This window comes from Pseudomonas sp. ASL4 (assembly GCF_056680395.1).
In genome coordinates, this window is sequence record NZ_CM155280.1 from 4,856,010 (window position 1) to 4,872,206 (window position 16,197).

The following is a 16,197-nucleotide window of genomic DNA, read 5'->3' on the forward strand; positions in this document are numbered from 1 at the left end:
CCCCTCGCCGCTCACTCATGTTTATCGCCTGCACCCTATTGGGCTGGAGCGATGTGGCCTTGAGTGTTGTCACCCAAACCAGCACCACAACGGCGACGATCACACCGCAGCCTCTGACCGATGCGGCGACCAGCCGCTATACCCGCACGCTCAAGGAATTGGGCAAGAACTATTCGATGAGTCTCAAGGGTGTGGAGGCAACGGACAGCGTGAACTTCGATGTGCGCGCCGATGAAGTCGTCACGGCGGCGCAGGTCACGCTGCAATACAGCTACTCGCCGGCACTGCTGGCCGACCTTTCGCAGATCAACGTGCTGGTTAACGATCAGGTAGCCGCCAGCCTGCCCCTGCCCAAGGAAGAGGCCGGCAGGTCGCAGACCAGGACCGTGCAGATCCCGCCGCAGATGATTACCGAATTCAATCGGCTCAGCCTGCAATTCATCGGTCACTACACGATGCAATGCGAAGACCCTTTGCACTCCAGTCTCTGGGCCAGGATCGACAACGCCAGCCAGTTGAGCCTCCAAGTGTCTTCGGTGCCACAGCCCAATGATCTGTCCTCGCTGCCGCTGCCCTTGTTCGATCCACGAGACGCCTTGCCCTTAAAGCTGCCGTTCGTGTTTATCTCACAGCCTGGTACAGCCGAACTGGAAGCCGCCGGTATCCTGTCCTCCTGGTTTGGCGCCCTGGCCAGCTATCGTGGCGCGAACTTCCCCGTCAATCTCACCCAGCTGCCGCCCACGGGCAACGCCGTGGTGTTTGTCAGCAGTAACGAATCAGCGACGTTGAGTGGTCTCAAGATCAAAGAGGTCGCGGGTCCGAGATTGACGATCATCAGCAACCCGAATGACCCTCAAGGTAAGCTTCTGGTCGTTTCCGGGCGTGATGGCGCCGATCTGAAAATCGCCGCAACAGCACTGGCGCTCGGCGGATCAGCCTTTTCCGGACAAAGCGTGGCGATTGATCGCATCGACTCGATCAAGCCACGCCAGCCTTACGATGCGCCCAACTGGCTGCCCTCTGATCGCCCGGTTCGTCTGGGTGAACTGGCGAAGGCTGCCGAACTCAACGTGTCGGGCTATAACCCGGGGCAAATGACGGTTGCCCTGCGTTTGCCACCGGACCTGTTCAACTGGCGTGAGCCTGGTGCGCAGCTTGATTTGAAGTACCGATACACACCCCAACCGATTGCCACCAACTCTTCGTTACTTGTCAGCTTCAACGACACTTTGATCAAGTCGATCGAACTCCCCTCCATCGAGAAACTCGGCAATAGCGACAGCCTGCTGGCGATGCTCAAAACCGACGACAGCCTGGCCCGCACATCGCGCATGCTTTTACCGCTCAATTCGGTAGCCCTGCAATCGCGCCTGCAATTGCGCTTTATGTATGACTACATCAAGCAGGGCGATTGCCGCGACATCATTATCGACAACATGCGCGGTGCGATCGATCCGGACTCGACGCTGGACCTCAGCCATTACGACCACTTTATGGCCATGCCCAATCTCGGTGTGTTCAAGGACAGCGGTTTTCCGTTCACACGCATGGCCGATCTTTCCGAAACCTCGGTGATTTTACCCAATGATCCGGGCCCGGCCGACCTCAGCACCTACCTGACCCTGCTCGGTCGCTTCGGCGACTCCACCGGATACCCGGCCACGGGCCTGAAAGTGGTCCACGCCGACCAACTGGCCGAGCAACGCGATCGGGATTTACTGGTCCTCGCGTCAGGCAATAACCAGCCGCTGCTGGAGCAATGGCAGAGTTTTCTGCCGGCCAGGGCCGAAGGGGATGAGCAGTACGTCGAGCTGTCCGACCTGTCCTTGCGCGTGCGCAACTGGTTCAGCCCGGATACGCAAATCAATGTGCGCAAGGCGCGCAACAGCCTCAGGTTCTCCGCCGAAGACGGCGGTGCTTATCTGACGGGATTCGAATCGCCACTCAAGAGTGGGCGCAGTGTGGTGTTTATCGCCAGCGCAAGGCCCAGTGGCCTCGCCGATGTGACCGATGCCTTGCTCAGCAGCGAGGCAAACACCCACGCACTGCAAGGCAGTCTGGTGGTGATCAAAGGCAAGCACGTTGAATCGCTGGTCGCCGAACAGGATTACTACGTCGGGCGATTGGGGCCGTTGCGTTTTGTGCAGTGGTATCTCTCGCAAAACGTATTGGCGCTCACACTGGTCACACTTATCGGAGTCCTGCTGTTGGCCTCGTTGGCCTACCTGTCCCTGCGCATGCGGGCCAAGCGTCGTCTTGGTCAGTAAGCCGCGCATGCCGTCGTCGGCCATGGACTGCCAGCGCGCGTCATTACGTCAGTGCCTGCGCGGGTCCGTGCGCTGGTTGAACGTTTTGGCGCTGGCGCTGGTAACACCCGCGATGGCGGCCGGCCAACCTTGCGCGGAGCCGGCCTGGCCGCTGTGGCAAGCCTATGCATCGCGCTTCGTTCAGGCCGATGGCCGGGTTCTGGAGTCCAGCCTCGAGAAAAACCACAGCACGTCTGAAGGCCAGTCCTACGGCATGCTCTTCGCCCTTATCGGCAACGATCCGCAACGCTTCGACAAATTGTGGCGCTGGACCACCGCGAACCTCGCCGAGTCATCCATTGGCACACGCCTGCCGGGCTGGTTATGGGGGCAAGGCGAGGACGGTCAATGGCGTCTGCAAGACAACCACTCGGCCTCCGACGCCGACCTGTGGTTCGCCTACGCCCTGCTCGAAGCCGCACGCCTGTGGCATCGGCCGGACTACCGCCAGGACGCCCTGCGGCTCATGGCGATAATCGAAACGCAATTGGTCGTTGATCTGCCCGGTCTGGGGCCGATGCTATTGCCCGGACCAGAGGGCTTCATCCAGCCCAATCATCTCTGGCGGCTGAACCCCAGTTATCTGCCACTCCCCCTGTTGCGGCGACTGGCCAAGCAAGCACCTTCCGGCCCCTGGCAAGCCATTGCACGCAACACGGCGACGATGATTAGCCAATCAAGCCACCACGGTTTCGTTGCCGACTGGGTCGGCTATCAAGGTACTTCAACCCAATCGGGGGGCTTCGTCAGCGATCCGATCAAGGGCGAAACGGGGAGTTACGACGCCATTCGCGTATACCTCTGGCTGGGTATGAGTGACGCCAGGGAAAGACTTGCGACGCCACTGTTAAAGCAGCTCGACGGTATGGCACGCCTCAGTGCCGCGAACGGTTTCCCACCGGAATCAGTACAGGTTCTGCATGGCCGTGTTCAAGGTCAGGGCCCGTTCGGATTCCACGCAGCCCTGATTCCTTACTTTCATGCCAAGGGACAATCCAGTGTCGCCCTCATGCTGCGGCACAACACGGAACAAGCCTTGCGTGAAGCGCTGGCCAGACCCGATGCCAGCGCGGGCCCGCCTCGCTACTACAACTTGATGCTCAGCCTGTTCGCGCTCGGCTGGGCAGATAAAAACTACCGATTCCGGGAAGACGGAACGCTAAAACTGTCCTGGGAGACCCCATGCACGCGCACCACCGCACGCTAACCATCGCCGTGATGAGCGCGTTGACAGCCACGGCTGCCCACGCCCAAAACCCGACGCCGCAGACATTGCTCATCGAGCAGGGACAATACTGGCAGTTGCATAAAAACCCACAACGCGCGGCGGAAGTCTGGCTCAAAGTGCTGCTGCTGGACCCTGTCCAGGTCGATGCCCTGTATGGCCTGGGCCTGATCGGTGTGCAGCTGGAAAAGCCACAGCAGGCGCAGCAATACCTCGTCCGCCTGCAAGCGGTCCAGCCACTGCCGCGCCAGGCACTGCAACTGGCGCAGGACATCGCTCTGGCACAACCGCAGAACCGCCAGCGTCTGGAAGAGGCACGCCGTCTCGTCGATGCCGGCGAGCGTGACAAGGCAACCGCCGTGTTTCGTGGGCTATTTGGCGCCAGTTCCGCTCAAGGCGTGATCGGCCGAGAGTATTACAACAACCTGGCCTTCAATCAGGCTGACTGGCCCGAAGCGCGAAGCGGGTTTCAGCGCCTGCAGCGTGAAATGCCCGACGACTCGATCGTCGCGCTGTTTTACGCCAAGCATCTGGTACGCCATGAAGACAGCCGCGCCGAGGGCATCCGCACCTTGGCCAGGCTGACCCGGCGTGCCGATATCAGCGGGGATGCCGACGAAAGCTGGCGCCTGGCGTTGAGCTGGATCGGCCCGCCCGATGCCACGCAAACCCCGTTGTTCGAGACGTACCTCAAGACTCATCCGGATGACGTAGAAATCCGGGCGCAAATGAACAAGGGCAAGCAACAGGTAACGACGGCGGGCAGCAAGGACTGGCAACCGCCAGCCGAGGTGGCTCGCGGTCTGAAAGCATTGAAAGAAGGCGATCAGGTCACGGCCGAACAAGCCTTTGAGGCGCGGTTGAATACCCGGCCGGACGATGCCGATGCGTTGGGTGGGCTTGGTGTTATCCGCCAGCAACAACAGCGACTGGCCGAAGCGGAAAAGCTCTTGGCCAAGGCCACACGACAAAATGGCGCCAACCAATGGCAAACAGCGCTGACCGATGTTCGCTACTGGCTTGCATTGCAGCAGGCTCGGGACGCTCTGGTCAAAGGCCAGGCAACGCAGGCGCGGAGCTTGGTAAACCAGGCGCTGCAGCTGGTCCCTAACGGGCTGGATGCTCGTCTCACCCTGGCCGATGTTCAGACCCGCGAGAGCGCGTTCGATGACGCACAACGTAGCTATCGCCATGTGCTAAGCCAGCGCAAGGATGACCCGCAGGCACTGGAAGGGCTGGTGAATGTTCTGGTGGCGAATGGCAAAGGCGATGAAGCTCTGCAACTGCTCAACACCTTGCCGGCGTCCCAACAGGCAACGTTTAGTCAGTCGGGACGCCTGCAAGCCTTGCGTTCGGTGCAACTGGCCAATCTCGCCGAGCAACGTAACGACCTGCCTGCCGCGCGAAGCGCCTTGCAGGATGCCTTGCAATACGAGCCGGACAACATCTGGACGCGCTTCGCCCTGGCCCGCCTGACTCTGGCGATGGGCGAGCCGCAAAAGGCCCGAAGTCTAATCAACACGATGCTTGAAGCCCGGCCCGACAATGCCGATGCGCTGTATGTCAGCGCATTGTTGTCAGTTCAGATGGGCGACTGGAACAACGCCCAATCGACCCTGAGACGCTTGCGTCCTGACCAGCGCACACCGGACATGGACGCGCTGGCCGCGGATGTCGATCTCAACCTGCAACTGAGCCATGCGATCGAGTTAGGTAAACGCGGGCAACGTCAGGAAGCCCTGGCACTGCTCGATCGCCTTCAACTGCTGGCCAGCAATAGCCCGCAGCGCACCGCCAGCCTGGCCTCGGCCTATCTCGACGTCGGTGATTCGGGCAAAGCGCTCAACCTTATGCGCAGCCAACTGCATCAGGCAACGGCGCCCACGGCAGACTTCGTTCTGCAATACGCCACCCTGCTGCTGAAATCCGGAGAGGATGCCCAGGTCAACGCGATTCTGCGTGACCTTCAGAACCAGCCTTTAAGCGTGCCGACTCGCAAGCGTTTCGACGACCTGCTTTTCCTTTATCGCATCCGTCAGGCTGACCAGTTGCGCGAACGAGGCGATCTGGTCAGTGCCTATGACACGCTGGCGCCCGCACTGGCGCAACGTCCCGGTGACAGCGCGGCAGTCGCGGCCCTGGCGCGGATGTACTCGGCCAATGGCGACACGGCAAAAGCTTTTGAACTCTACAAGCCGCTGTTGCAGCGCCAGCCCGCCGACCCGCAATTGCTGCTGGGTGCCGCCAACGCCGCGGTGCTGGCCCATGACACTGCATTTGCCCAACAAGCGCTGCAACAGTTGCTCAAGATCGATTCCAACAGCCCTGAAATGCTCACGCAAGCCGCACGCCTTTACCAGAACATGGGCCAGACCGGCACGGCGACTGATCTACTGAGCAAAGCCGTGGCCATCGAGCAGAGCGAAAAACGCCGACTCCAGAACGGCCAACTGACAGATTCGGGGGTGGCGCCCAACCCTTTTTCGGGGATATCCGGCCAACGCAGCGATGTCAGCCGCAAAACATCCTCGGACGTCATTCCGCCGCCGGCCAAGGAAACGCCCACGTCCCCTGTCATGGGCGTCGATGCCTCTGCGAGGCAACCACTGGTGAGTAATCCATTCGAGTCGCGACTGCCGCGCACCGTGGTGGTGAGCGAGGACATCAGCCCCGCACAACGAGCACTGAATCAGCTCCTCCAGGAGCGTAGCGCCTACGTCGTCCAGGGACTGAGCATACGCACCAACAACAGTGAGTCCGGCCTGAGCAAACTGACGGATATTGAAACGCCCCTGCAAATCAACATCCCGCTGGAAGAGAGTCGCCTCGCCTTGCGCGTGACGCCGGTCTCGCTGAACGCGGGCAGCGTCAGCGGCGAGTCATTGCAGCGGTTTGGCAACGGAGCACAGGGCGGCAGTGCCGGTTCGCAAAAAGCCCAGGGTGTCGGCGTTGCCGTCGCTATTGAAAGACCCGCTGAAGGACTCAAAGCCGATCTTGGAAGCACCCCGCTCGGCTTCAAATACACCACCGCCACGGGTGGCATCAGCGTCGACCGAGCGCTGAGCGACACCTCCAATGTCCGTTACGGCGTGAACATTTCCCGGCGCCCGGTGACCGACAGCGTCACCTCGTTTGCCGGCACCACAGACAAACGCAGCGGCCAGTCCTGGGGTGGTGTCACCGCCAATGGCGCGCGCGGCCAGTTGAGTTATGACGACAGCGAAGTCGGCGCCTATGGCTACGCATCCTGGCACCAACTGCTGGGCAACCATGTCGAGGCCAACAACCGCAGTGAACTGGGCAGCGGCGTCTACTGGTATCTGCAAAATGTGACAGACAGCAAGCTGACCGTCGGCCTGAGCATGACCGGCATGAGCTACGCCAACAATCAGGATTATTTCACCTACGGCCACGGCGGCTATTTCAGCCCACAGACATTCTTTGCCCTGGGCATCCCGGTGATCTGGTCACAACGCACCGGGCGCTTGACCTATCAAGTCAAGACGTCTGTCGGCGTGCAGCATTTCGAGCAAGACAGCGCCGACTATTTCCCTACCGAAAAAACCCTGCAAGCGGCATCGGGACTGCGCTACGCCGAGCAAAGTAAAACCGGGATCGGTTACAGCCTCGCCGCGGCGGCCGAATACAAGTTCGGTTCGAACTTCCTGCTGGGCGCCAACCTGGGCCTGGACAACGCCCGCGACTACCAGCAACTCAGCGGCGCCTTGTCGCTGCGCTACCTCTTCGAGGACATCAGCGGCCCCATGAGCCTGCCGGTCAGCCCCTATACCTCACCTTATTCCAACTGATCATTCAGGAGTTTTCGATGCCCACTTCTGCCCTCGCCGGCCTGACCCTCCTTGTCCTTGGGGAGAGCCATATGAGCCTTTCGGACCATTTGCTGGAGCCACTGCACGACAACCTGACCCGCCAAGGCGCCCTCGTTCACTCCATTGGTGCCTGCGGTGCCAGCGCAGCCGACTGGCTGATCAGCAAGAAGGTCGACTGCGGTGCCGAGCGCAAAGGCAGCGACAAGATGGTGATCAAGGGCCGCGAAGCCAGCACCACACCGATCCAGGACCTGATCGCCGCCGACAAACCCGACCTAGTGGTACTGGTCATCGGCGACACCATGGCGTCCTTTGACAAACCGGTGTTTCCGAAAGCCTGGGCCTGGCAAAGCGTCACCGGCCTGGCCAAGGCCATCGCCGCCACAGGCACCCGTTGCGCCTGGGTAGGTCCTGCCTGGGGCAAAGCGGGTGGCATGTACCAGAAAAACGATGCCCGCACCCAGTTGATGTCTCAGTTTCTGGCCGCCAACGTTGCGCCGTGCACCTTCATCGATTCGCTGGCGTTCTCCAAACCCGGGCAATGGATAACCACCGACGGGCAGCATTTCACCGTCGCTGGCTATCAATCGTGGGGCACTGCGATCGGCAGCGCACTGGCCAAACTGCCCGCCGCCAGCCTCGCCAGCAAAGGAGCCGGCAAATGACCCGAGCCGAACTTGCAGCGGCCCTGTCCTTGTTGCTGAGCCTGCATGCCCAAGGCGCTGACATTACTTTGTACCCGACGGGCCCGGATCAGGACTCGGCGTTCCTGCGCTTCATCAACGCCGCCGACCAACCGCTGCAGATTCAGGCCGAAGGCTCGCGGGCAAACCTGCAACTCGAAGGCCAGAATGCCGTGTCCGACTACCTCTCGGTGCCCGTCGGCAAGCCGATCAAGGGCACCCTTGAACGCAGCGGCAAAAGCCAGCCGCTGAACATTCAGGTCATGGCCGGTGAATTCGCTACGGTGATTGCATTGCCGGACGGCACTGACGGTCTGCGCCCGATTGTCATCCGCGAGCAGCCCGATGATTTCAATAGCCTGAGAGCCTCACTGGCGTTTATTAACGCCGATCCCACTTGCCCCCAGGCCGGCTTGCGCGCCGCACGGGTGAACGCTGAATTGTTCAAGGATGTGGCCAGCGGTAGCGTGCAGCGCCGCGCGATTAATCCCGTCAGCCTTTCGGTGCAACTGGTCTGCTCCCAGACCGATGTCGGTGTGCCGCTGGATCTCGGTCAGCTCAAGGCCGGCGAGCGCTACAGCGTGGTGCTCCTGCCTGGCGCTAATGGCCCGTACCTGTTGCTTGCGACTGACGTCCTGGCCCACTAATCGGATTGCGTCACCACCATGGTTTTTGCCTCTCTCGAGTTTCTGACGTTGTTCCTGCCGCTGTTCCTGTTCGCCTACGCTTTGAGCCCACCCGACTGGCGCAACGTCACGCTACTGATCGGCAGTTGGCTGTTTTATGGTTGGCTGAGCCCACGGTTCCTCGCGGTGCATGTGATGCTGACCATCACGGCGTGGGTGGGCGGCTTGCTGATTGATGCTTCACGACAAGATGACAAGGGCCGTGTGCGGAGACTCGTGGCACTGATCGTGCTCAACACCGCCGTGCTCTGCTGGTACAAGTACGCCAACATCGTCGCCAGCACGTTGAACGAAACCATTGTCTGGTACGGGGCCATGCCGTTGTCCTGGCAGCGAGTGATCATGCCGGCCGGCTTGTCATTTATCGTGTTACAAGCGATTTCCTATCTGGTGGATGTGCATCGTCGCACCGTGCCGGTCGAACGCAGTTTCATCAATTACGCGACCTATATTTCGATGTTTGGCCATTCGGTCGCCGGCCCCATCATTCGCTATGACTGGGTCCGGCAAGAGTTGCGCCGGCGTTACTTCAACGTGCAGAACTTTTCGCTGGGTGCACGCCGGTTCATGGTCGGGATGTGCATGAAGGTTCTGGTGGCCGACACCCTGTCGCCCGTGGTCGATGTGGCGTTCAAGGTGCAGAACCCAAGCTTGGCTGACGCCTGGCTGGGCTGCCTTGCCTATTCCTTGCAGCTGTTCTTCGACTTCGCCGGCTACAGCGCCATGGCCATTGGTCTGGGACTGATGCTCGGCTTCCACTTTCCGGAGAACTTCAACCGTCCTTATCTGGCCAACAGTATCCAGGACTTCTGGCGCCGCTGGCATATGTCACTGTCCAGCTGGTTACGCGACTATCTTTATATTCCGCTAGGCGGCAATCGCAACGGTCCCTGGACAACGTATCGCAACCTGTTCCTGATCATGGCCATCGCCGGCCTCTGGCATGGTGGCGATAGTTGGAATTATCTGCTTTGGGGCTGCGTCCATGGCATCGCATTGTGTATTGATCGTGCCTGGAGCCGTTCCACCCTGCCCCCGATACCGCCAGTGCTTGCCCATGGGCTGACACTGCTGTTCGTCTGCCTGGCCTGGACCCTGTTCCGCGCCCCCGATTTTCACAGCGCGCTGCGCCTCTATTCCGGACAGTTCGGCCTGCAAGGCATCGCTCTCGGCGAGGAACTGTCCACGACCCTGCGCCCGATACACGGCCTTGCGGCCTTGCTGGGTGTATTCGGTGTCGTTGCGCCGCTGCTACGCCCTTATGCTGAAAAACAACTGGCCGGCCTGGCGTTCTGCACCGCAGCCCTTTGGCCCATCGTCGGTTTCATGCTGTCGTTCGCGCTGATCGCCAGTCGCGAAACCGTACCCTTCCTGTACTTTCAATTCTGATGACAATGACAGAGCACAGCACTCCCCCAACTCAGCCAGATGATTTGGCTGCACGCGGCAGCCCATTGGCAGGCGCGGCGCTGTTGATATTTCTGTTCTTCGGGCTGTTGTCCTCTGGACGGCTGATCGGATCAGGGCAACTCGACGCAGTATCGGCAAATTTATCTACTGCGCAGACTCTCGACGGAGGTGTCACCCATGAAATCGCCAAGGCGCTGTCGAAAGCTTCCGTTGCGACCCTGTTCGCCGAGCTGGAGCGCGGGGCGAGTTGGCTGCTCCTGGGCGACACGGGGCCGAGGGTTCGTACAGGCTGCACTGACTGGTTATTTCTGGCTGATGAACTCAAGGTCAACCATCAGGCGCAACTCAATGCCGATGCCAAGGCCCAGGCCGTCATTGATCTGAAGGAGCAGCTCTTCCGACAAGGCATCAACCTGCTCGTAGTCATCGTTCCAGACAAGAGCCGCATCGCTTCTGTGCAACGTTGTTCACTGTACCGCCCGGCGTCTCTCGAAGGGCGAATCCAGGCATGGACCTCGAAGCTGAATGTGGCCGGGGTGGCGAATCTGGACCTGACCGGCGCACTGACATCGCTGGGGCCCCGAGCCTACTTACGTACCGACACGCACTGGAGCGAATCCGGCGCCAAGGCTGCCGCCGAGTCCATCGCACAGCACCTGAAAACCCTGGGTATTAGCGCAACGCCACGCAGGTCGTTCACCGAAAGTCATGCTCCGTTCGCGCTACGGCCTGGGGATCTGGTGCATCTGGCAGGCATCGACTGGCTGCCGCTCAAATGGCAACCGACGCCCGAAATGGTCGCCCAAACCAGCATCCGCGAACTTCCCGGTGTGTCAGCCAACAACCCCGACGATGAAGGCACCCTGTTTGGCGATGCCAACCTGCCCGGCACTGCTCTGATCGGAACCTCATTTTCGCGCAACTCGAACTTCGCAGGGTTCATGCAGCAGGCACTGGGCGCCACCGTGGGCAATTTCGCAAAAGATGGGGGGGCGTTTTCCGGTGCCGTAAACAGCTATATCAATAACCCAGCCTTCAAAGAGACACCGCCGAACCTGATCATCTGGGAAATCCCGGAGCGGGATCTGCAGTCGCCGTACACCGACCCCATTGCGTTGGGCCGACACTAAGTCAGTGCTCTTGATTACCAGAGCTGATCGGGTTTGGCGCTGGATCATCTGCTTTCTGCACCAGAATGCATCGCTGCCATCCCTCTTGGTGCCCACGAGCACTACAGCGAAACGCGATGCTCCGAACAACATAAAGAATGACGTCAAATTGATGTCACTTCAATATCATAATGATATCAGTACTTATCGTTTCTTCGATAATCAGGCAGAATACCTACTAGTTAAAAAACCGACTTTTTTAGCTGCGCATTACAAACTCAATACAAAAAACCTTAACTAAAATACGCCACCACTCATTCCGCCCTAAAAAGAGGCGATATTGCGGTGACTACTCTGAACGGCGCACCGGCATCACTCATAGAACATTCTAGAATATTCTTATAAGTGAATTTCAAGGCATAAAAAATGCGAACACTGCACAGTTTCTACCCGAAATTCTCTGGATCTGCCCCCTTATGGCGCCTGATACGCGGCCCACTCATATCCCACTTTTGAAGCCCTTGCTAGTGCAGCCTTGAAAAAGTCAACCCGGAGATCCCGGGCAGCCTGACAAATCTCGTATCAACTAGTCGCCTCTCACAAAAACAAGCGAGATACAACCTCGATAAGTAGCTATGTCGTTGAGCCGAATGAAATTGATCGCTACGAATTGACCAGTTCGGCGGGTCTCCCAGCGAGGCGAATGTTATAAAACGTCAGATAACTTCAGTATTTTGTGTATTAAGATTGCGACGCCAGCACATAAGAGTCATTAGCATGATGAGTACGGATAACACGATCAAAAATGACCAAAAGAGCATTCTTGCCATTGGACACAATTGGAATTCGGGAGAGGCGTTAGAGCCGCGAAGCGTAACAAACCCTATACACGCGCATACATTAGATCGCACTAATGTTCTAAAACCTGATGTTGAAGGCGAGGCGCCTGGCGCCATAGTGATAGAAATCGACGATGCCTATGCTCTTAGTGACACTCTGGAACTTATCGGAACGTTACGCGAGAAATATGCAGAGTTAGTTGTCATCACCAATATTAACTATAATTCTCCGCACGCCAAGATTGAATGTTACCGGGCCGGCGCCGATCATTGCATCTACGCACCTAACGACCCGGACAAAAAGGCAGAGTTGATATCTGTCTTGTTCGACAGTCCTGAATGGCGACCTTCGATCAGGTTAACCCTGGATCAAACGTGCCTGCATTTAAGTGACGACAAACTAAAACTGGACCTTGCTTATCAAGAAATGAAAGTACTGGATGCGCTTATCAACGCGCAAGGCAATATTTTGCACCATGACAGTATTGCCGAAGCCATGGGACTGAATATAAGACTCTACGATTCGCGCGTCCTGGAAAAGTCCATCAGCCGCCTTCGAAACAAAATAAAAAGAAACTTTGGAATCAACATTATCCATAGCGTTCGAGGTTATGGCTACCGACTGTTACGAGGCGTCATGTCTGCCAAATAGAAAACTTAATCCCCTCAAAGGAGCTGAGTCATGGAACCAAGCAAGCAACACTCAATTCAAGAAAGCTTCACCTTAAGTTTTTTCAGGCAGTCGATACTCAGACGCAACAATGATTTGTTTGGTAGTGAGTTTTATGCCAAGGCCATAAAACATCACGCGCACCTTAACGCGTATCAGCCACTGCGCCCTACTCATCCGCTGGCCCTCTATCGTGAGGTACTGGCGCGAATTCAATTGAATGCCACTCCGCATTCTGCCGCTACTCCAACAGCGTTCGCGACGACCCCGAACCGGAAGTTTGTGACCATGAGTCATTCTTCTTTATTGGATAACGCCTTGATCAAGGAAATGACCAGCCTGCAGGTGACACTTAAGGGTCTTGGGCAACAATTAGTACCCAGCATTCAGGAAGGCTCGTTCAGGGCTATCAACTTAAAAGAAAAAAGAACCATTATCAGTCACATTCATTTGTTGAAGGATAACGGGGTCGAAATCGCATTCGATGGTTATGACCTGAGCGATGACAGTGCCGAGACACTGATCAGCCTGGACTTTTTCGACTATGTAAAAGTCGACCTGACAAAATCGAACTTCGACATCATGGTCGACAAAAGCCAGGACTTTTTCAACCGGTCCTATGACTGCCTGAGCAGCATGATCCACAACAGCAAAATCAAATTCATCGCCGACCGCGTAGAGCATAGCGCGCTGCATACGCTGGCCCGAAGCATGCCCTTCGATTTTTTCCAGGGCAGGTACTACTCGCCCACCGAGGTTACTTAAGCCTTAATGATTTCACCTATGTAGGAAGGAGCCTTAATTGTGAATACCCCCAGCAGTAACTTTCTAGTTTTTACCCGCGACCAACTTGCCCGACAAGCTATAGAGGCGCTACTTGCACAACGCCTGTGTTCTCAATTCGAAATCGAGTCTGGGAAACTCAGCTGTGAACGGATAAAAAAGAAACGCTTCAGTCATATTCTGCTCGATCAGGCAGACATATCGTTGAACGACGTCAGCTTTATTCGAAAAAACCAGAAAGACGCAGAAATCATCTTGATCACACTCAACTCAGAGCACTCTGAACTCAATCACTTCTCTCACTTTGGCGTCGATGGTTTTCTGAAAAAACCGGTGGCCGATGAAGAGTTCATCTCTGCGGTCAGTCGAATTAAAGAATTACCGCATAACCCCGAAACCTGGTGGTTCAACGGCGATGAGCGCACGTTGGTCAAAGAAGATATCACTATCCCCCTGACTGGCACTGAAGCGTTGATGCTCACACAACTGGTACTTAACGACCAACGAGTACTCAGCAAGACAGATCTCATTCTGCGTATTGATAAAGACCCTGAACACTACAGTGGCTTGGAGATGTGCTTGAGCCGGCTTCAGACAAAGTTCAAGAATGCGGCGAATGGAGAGCGGCTGCTACGTTCAGTCCGGAATCGCGGCTACTGCCTGGCACAAAGGATTAGAGTGGCTCACTGATTATTGACGTCGCGACAAAAACAAGAATATAGCGACAACCCACACCAACAGATACACCGCGTACTTTCACTGCCGACCCTCCCTGTGTTCTCGCCTCTCCTGTCCTGCCGCGCGCAACGGTTATGACACCCGTCTTTTTTCATCCCCCCGCCGCCTGCTTGCTATTCGGCAAGCACACACGTAAATGCCATATCGTTATAGAAGCCTTTGCGTCACACGCCAAATAAAAATACACGACCTTTTATAACTCCCTGGAAAAACCACGACCGTTATAATTCGTCTGACACCCGCAAAGATTAAGGCATTAGTATAAAACCGTTCACTGAGAAAGCTTGCCAACTGATGCCCTCATAAGAATAAAACTACCTGACTCATTAGATGCCCGTCGTTATTCCTTCCCGACAATAAAACTGTTGGTGGAATCACATTGGCTCTTTGCGCGCGGCTGCCAGTTATTAACCGTCGACTTGAATACAACGTGGCGCACGCCCCGAGGGATACCGCTATGGAACATCATCGTATTAATCGCAAAAGCATAACCAAAGGGCTCACTTTTTGGGGGCAATGGGCAATTGCCATTACTTCGGTCAATGCACTGCTATTTGCGCTCGCGTTGTATCAAACCGGTGAAATCGACGCCCACTATCGGGTGCTGACGGTTCTCACCTTCCTGGGTTCGGTTCCGTCCTATTCGCTGCTGCAGGTCTATCACAAACGGCATGGTTACCTTAACGGCCTGGGACGGCTGTTGCTTGGCTGGATGCTGACGTTAACGGGATTGACCAGCATCGGATTCCTGAGCAAGACCAGCGAGCTGTTTTCCCGGGAGGTGATCCTGATCTGGGCCTTTGCCGGTTATTTCCTGCAGGCTTTGCTGTATCTGCCACTGCACACCATTTCCAGACACTACCATCGGCAGTTGCACAGCCAAAACAACACGCTGATTATCGGCACCGACCCATTGGCGGTAAAACTGGCGGACAAGCTGGCCATGACCGAGTATCCGCCGCTGATTGGCCTGATCAGTTCTAAACCGAACCAATTGTCGACCAGCGTCAACACCCACAGGGTCATAGGCCCGCTGGAGGAGCTGCGCGAACTCATCAGGGTTCACGACATCCGGCGGCTATACATTGCGCTGTCGTTGAGCGAAGCCAAACAGGTCGAAGCGCTGTACATCGATCTTCTTGACTCGAATGTGGACGTCGTCTGGGTTCCCGACCTGGGCAGCATGACCCTGCTCAATCATTCCATCAGTGAGGTGGATGGCTTGCCGGCCATCCACCTCAATGAAAGTCCGTTGACCAGTTACCCTACGGCGGCGCTGAGCAAGGCCCTGCTCGATCGAAGCCTGGCGGCCCTGGCACTGATCGGCTTCAGTCCGCTGCTTCTGGTTGTTGCGCTAGCGGTGAAAATCTCCTCTCCCGGCCCGGTCATCTTCAAACAGGAGCGCCACGGCTGGAATGGCAAGATCATCAAGGTCTGGAAGTTTCGCTCCATGCGCCTGCACGATGATCACGAGGTCCAACAGGCCAGCCGTCAGGACACTCGCATTACACCGATCGGGCGCTTTATACGGCGCACCTCCATCGATGAATTGCCGCAGTTCTTCAATGTTCTGCAAGGGCATATGGCGTTGGTCGGACCTCGTCCGCATGCCGTCGCCCATAACGACTACTACACCGGCAAAATTCGCGCATACATGGCGCGCCATCGGATCAAACCGGGCATCACCGGGCTTGCGCAGATCAGTGGCTGCCGCGGCGAAACCGAGACCATCGACAAGATGCAAAAACGCGTGGAAATCGACCTCAACTACATCAACAACTGGTCGTTGTGGCTTGATATCAAGATTCTGATCAAGACGCCCTTCACGCTGTTTTCCAAGGACATCTATTAACAACGGCGCCCCTGCGCCCATACGCGGTCTACGCTTGAGCCTGTTCCCGACGGCGCCCCGGCGCGG

General features: G+C 57.2%; 11 protein-coding genes. All 11 read left to right on the plus strand.

Annotation, left to right across the window (positions count from 1 at the left end):
• Positions 1–17: 17 nt before the first annotated feature.
• A complete protein-coding gene (bcsB, locus tag AC1MEW_RS21945; protein ID WP_480427314.1) occupies positions 18–2,267 on the plus strand; it encodes a cellulose biosynthesis cyclic di-GMP-binding regulatory protein BcsB in 2,250 nt (749 codons plus the stop codon).
• A 7-nt stretch (positions 2,268–2,274) separates the two neighbouring features.
• A complete protein-coding gene (gene bcsZ / locus AC1MEW_RS21950) occupies positions 2,275–3,513 on the plus strand; it encodes a cellulose synthase complex periplasmic endoglucanase BcsZ (RefSeq protein WP_201257164.1) in 1,239 nt (412 codons plus the stop codon).
• Positions 3,489–7,340 carry a cellulose synthase subunit BcsC-related outer membrane protein gene (locus AC1MEW_RS21955; protein WP_480423679.1) on the plus strand — a complete coding sequence of 1,284 codons (3,852 nt, stop codon included), beginning with the start codon at positions 3,489–3,491 and terminating at the stop codon, positions 7,338–7,340. Before bcsZ ends, AC1MEW_RS21955 begins: the two co-directional genes overlap by 25 nt.
• A 17-nt stretch (positions 7,341–7,357) precedes the next feature.
• On the plus strand, positions 7,358–8,026 hold the full coding sequence (locus AC1MEW_RS21960) for an SGNH/GDSL hydrolase family protein (protein WP_480423680.1): 669 nt from the start codon (positions 7,358–7,360) through the stop codon (positions 8,024–8,026).
• Positions 8,023–8,691, plus strand: a complete 669-nt coding sequence (locus AC1MEW_RS21965; protein ID WP_201257167.1) for an alginate O-acetyltransferase AlgF — start codon at positions 8,023–8,025, stop codon at positions 8,689–8,691. Before AC1MEW_RS21960 ends, AC1MEW_RS21965 begins: the two co-directional genes overlap by 4 nt.
• 18 nt (positions 8,692–8,709) lie before the next feature.
• On the plus strand, positions 8,710–10,119 hold the full coding sequence (locus AC1MEW_RS21970; RefSeq protein WP_201257168.1) for an MBOAT family O-acyltransferase: 1,410 nt from the start codon (positions 8,710–8,712) through the stop codon (positions 10,117–10,119).
• On the plus strand, positions 10,119–11,270 hold the full coding sequence (locus AC1MEW_RS21975) for an alginate O-acetyltransferase AlgX-related protein (protein ID WP_323570252.1): 1,152 nt from the start codon (positions 10,119–10,121) through the stop codon (positions 11,268–11,270). Before AC1MEW_RS21970 ends, AC1MEW_RS21975 begins: the two co-directional genes overlap by 1 nt.
• Positions 11,271–12,026: 756 nt before the next feature.
• Positions 12,027–12,740 carry a winged helix-turn-helix domain-containing protein gene (locus tag AC1MEW_RS21980; RefSeq protein ID WP_322268390.1) on the plus strand — a complete coding sequence of 238 codons (714 nt, stop codon included), beginning with the start codon at positions 12,027–12,029 and terminating at the stop codon, positions 12,738–12,740.
• Between the two features lie 30 nt (positions 12,741–12,770).
• A complete protein-coding gene (locus AC1MEW_RS21985; RefSeq protein WP_201257171.1) occupies positions 12,771–13,523 on the plus strand; it encodes an EAL domain-containing protein in 753 nt (250 codons plus the stop codon).
• 39 nt (positions 13,524–13,562) lie between these two features.
• Positions 13,563–14,231 carry a response regulator gene (locus tag AC1MEW_RS21990; protein ID WP_322268389.1) on the plus strand — a complete coding sequence of 223 codons (669 nt, stop codon included), beginning with the start codon at positions 13,563–13,565 and terminating at the stop codon, positions 14,229–14,231.
• Between the two features lie 505 nt (positions 14,232–14,736).
• Positions 14,737–16,131, plus strand: a complete 1,395-nt coding sequence (locus tag AC1MEW_RS21995; RefSeq protein WP_201257173.1) for an undecaprenyl-phosphate glucose phosphotransferase — start codon at positions 14,737–14,739, stop codon at positions 16,129–16,131.
• Positions 16,132–16,197 lie beyond the last annotated feature (66 nt).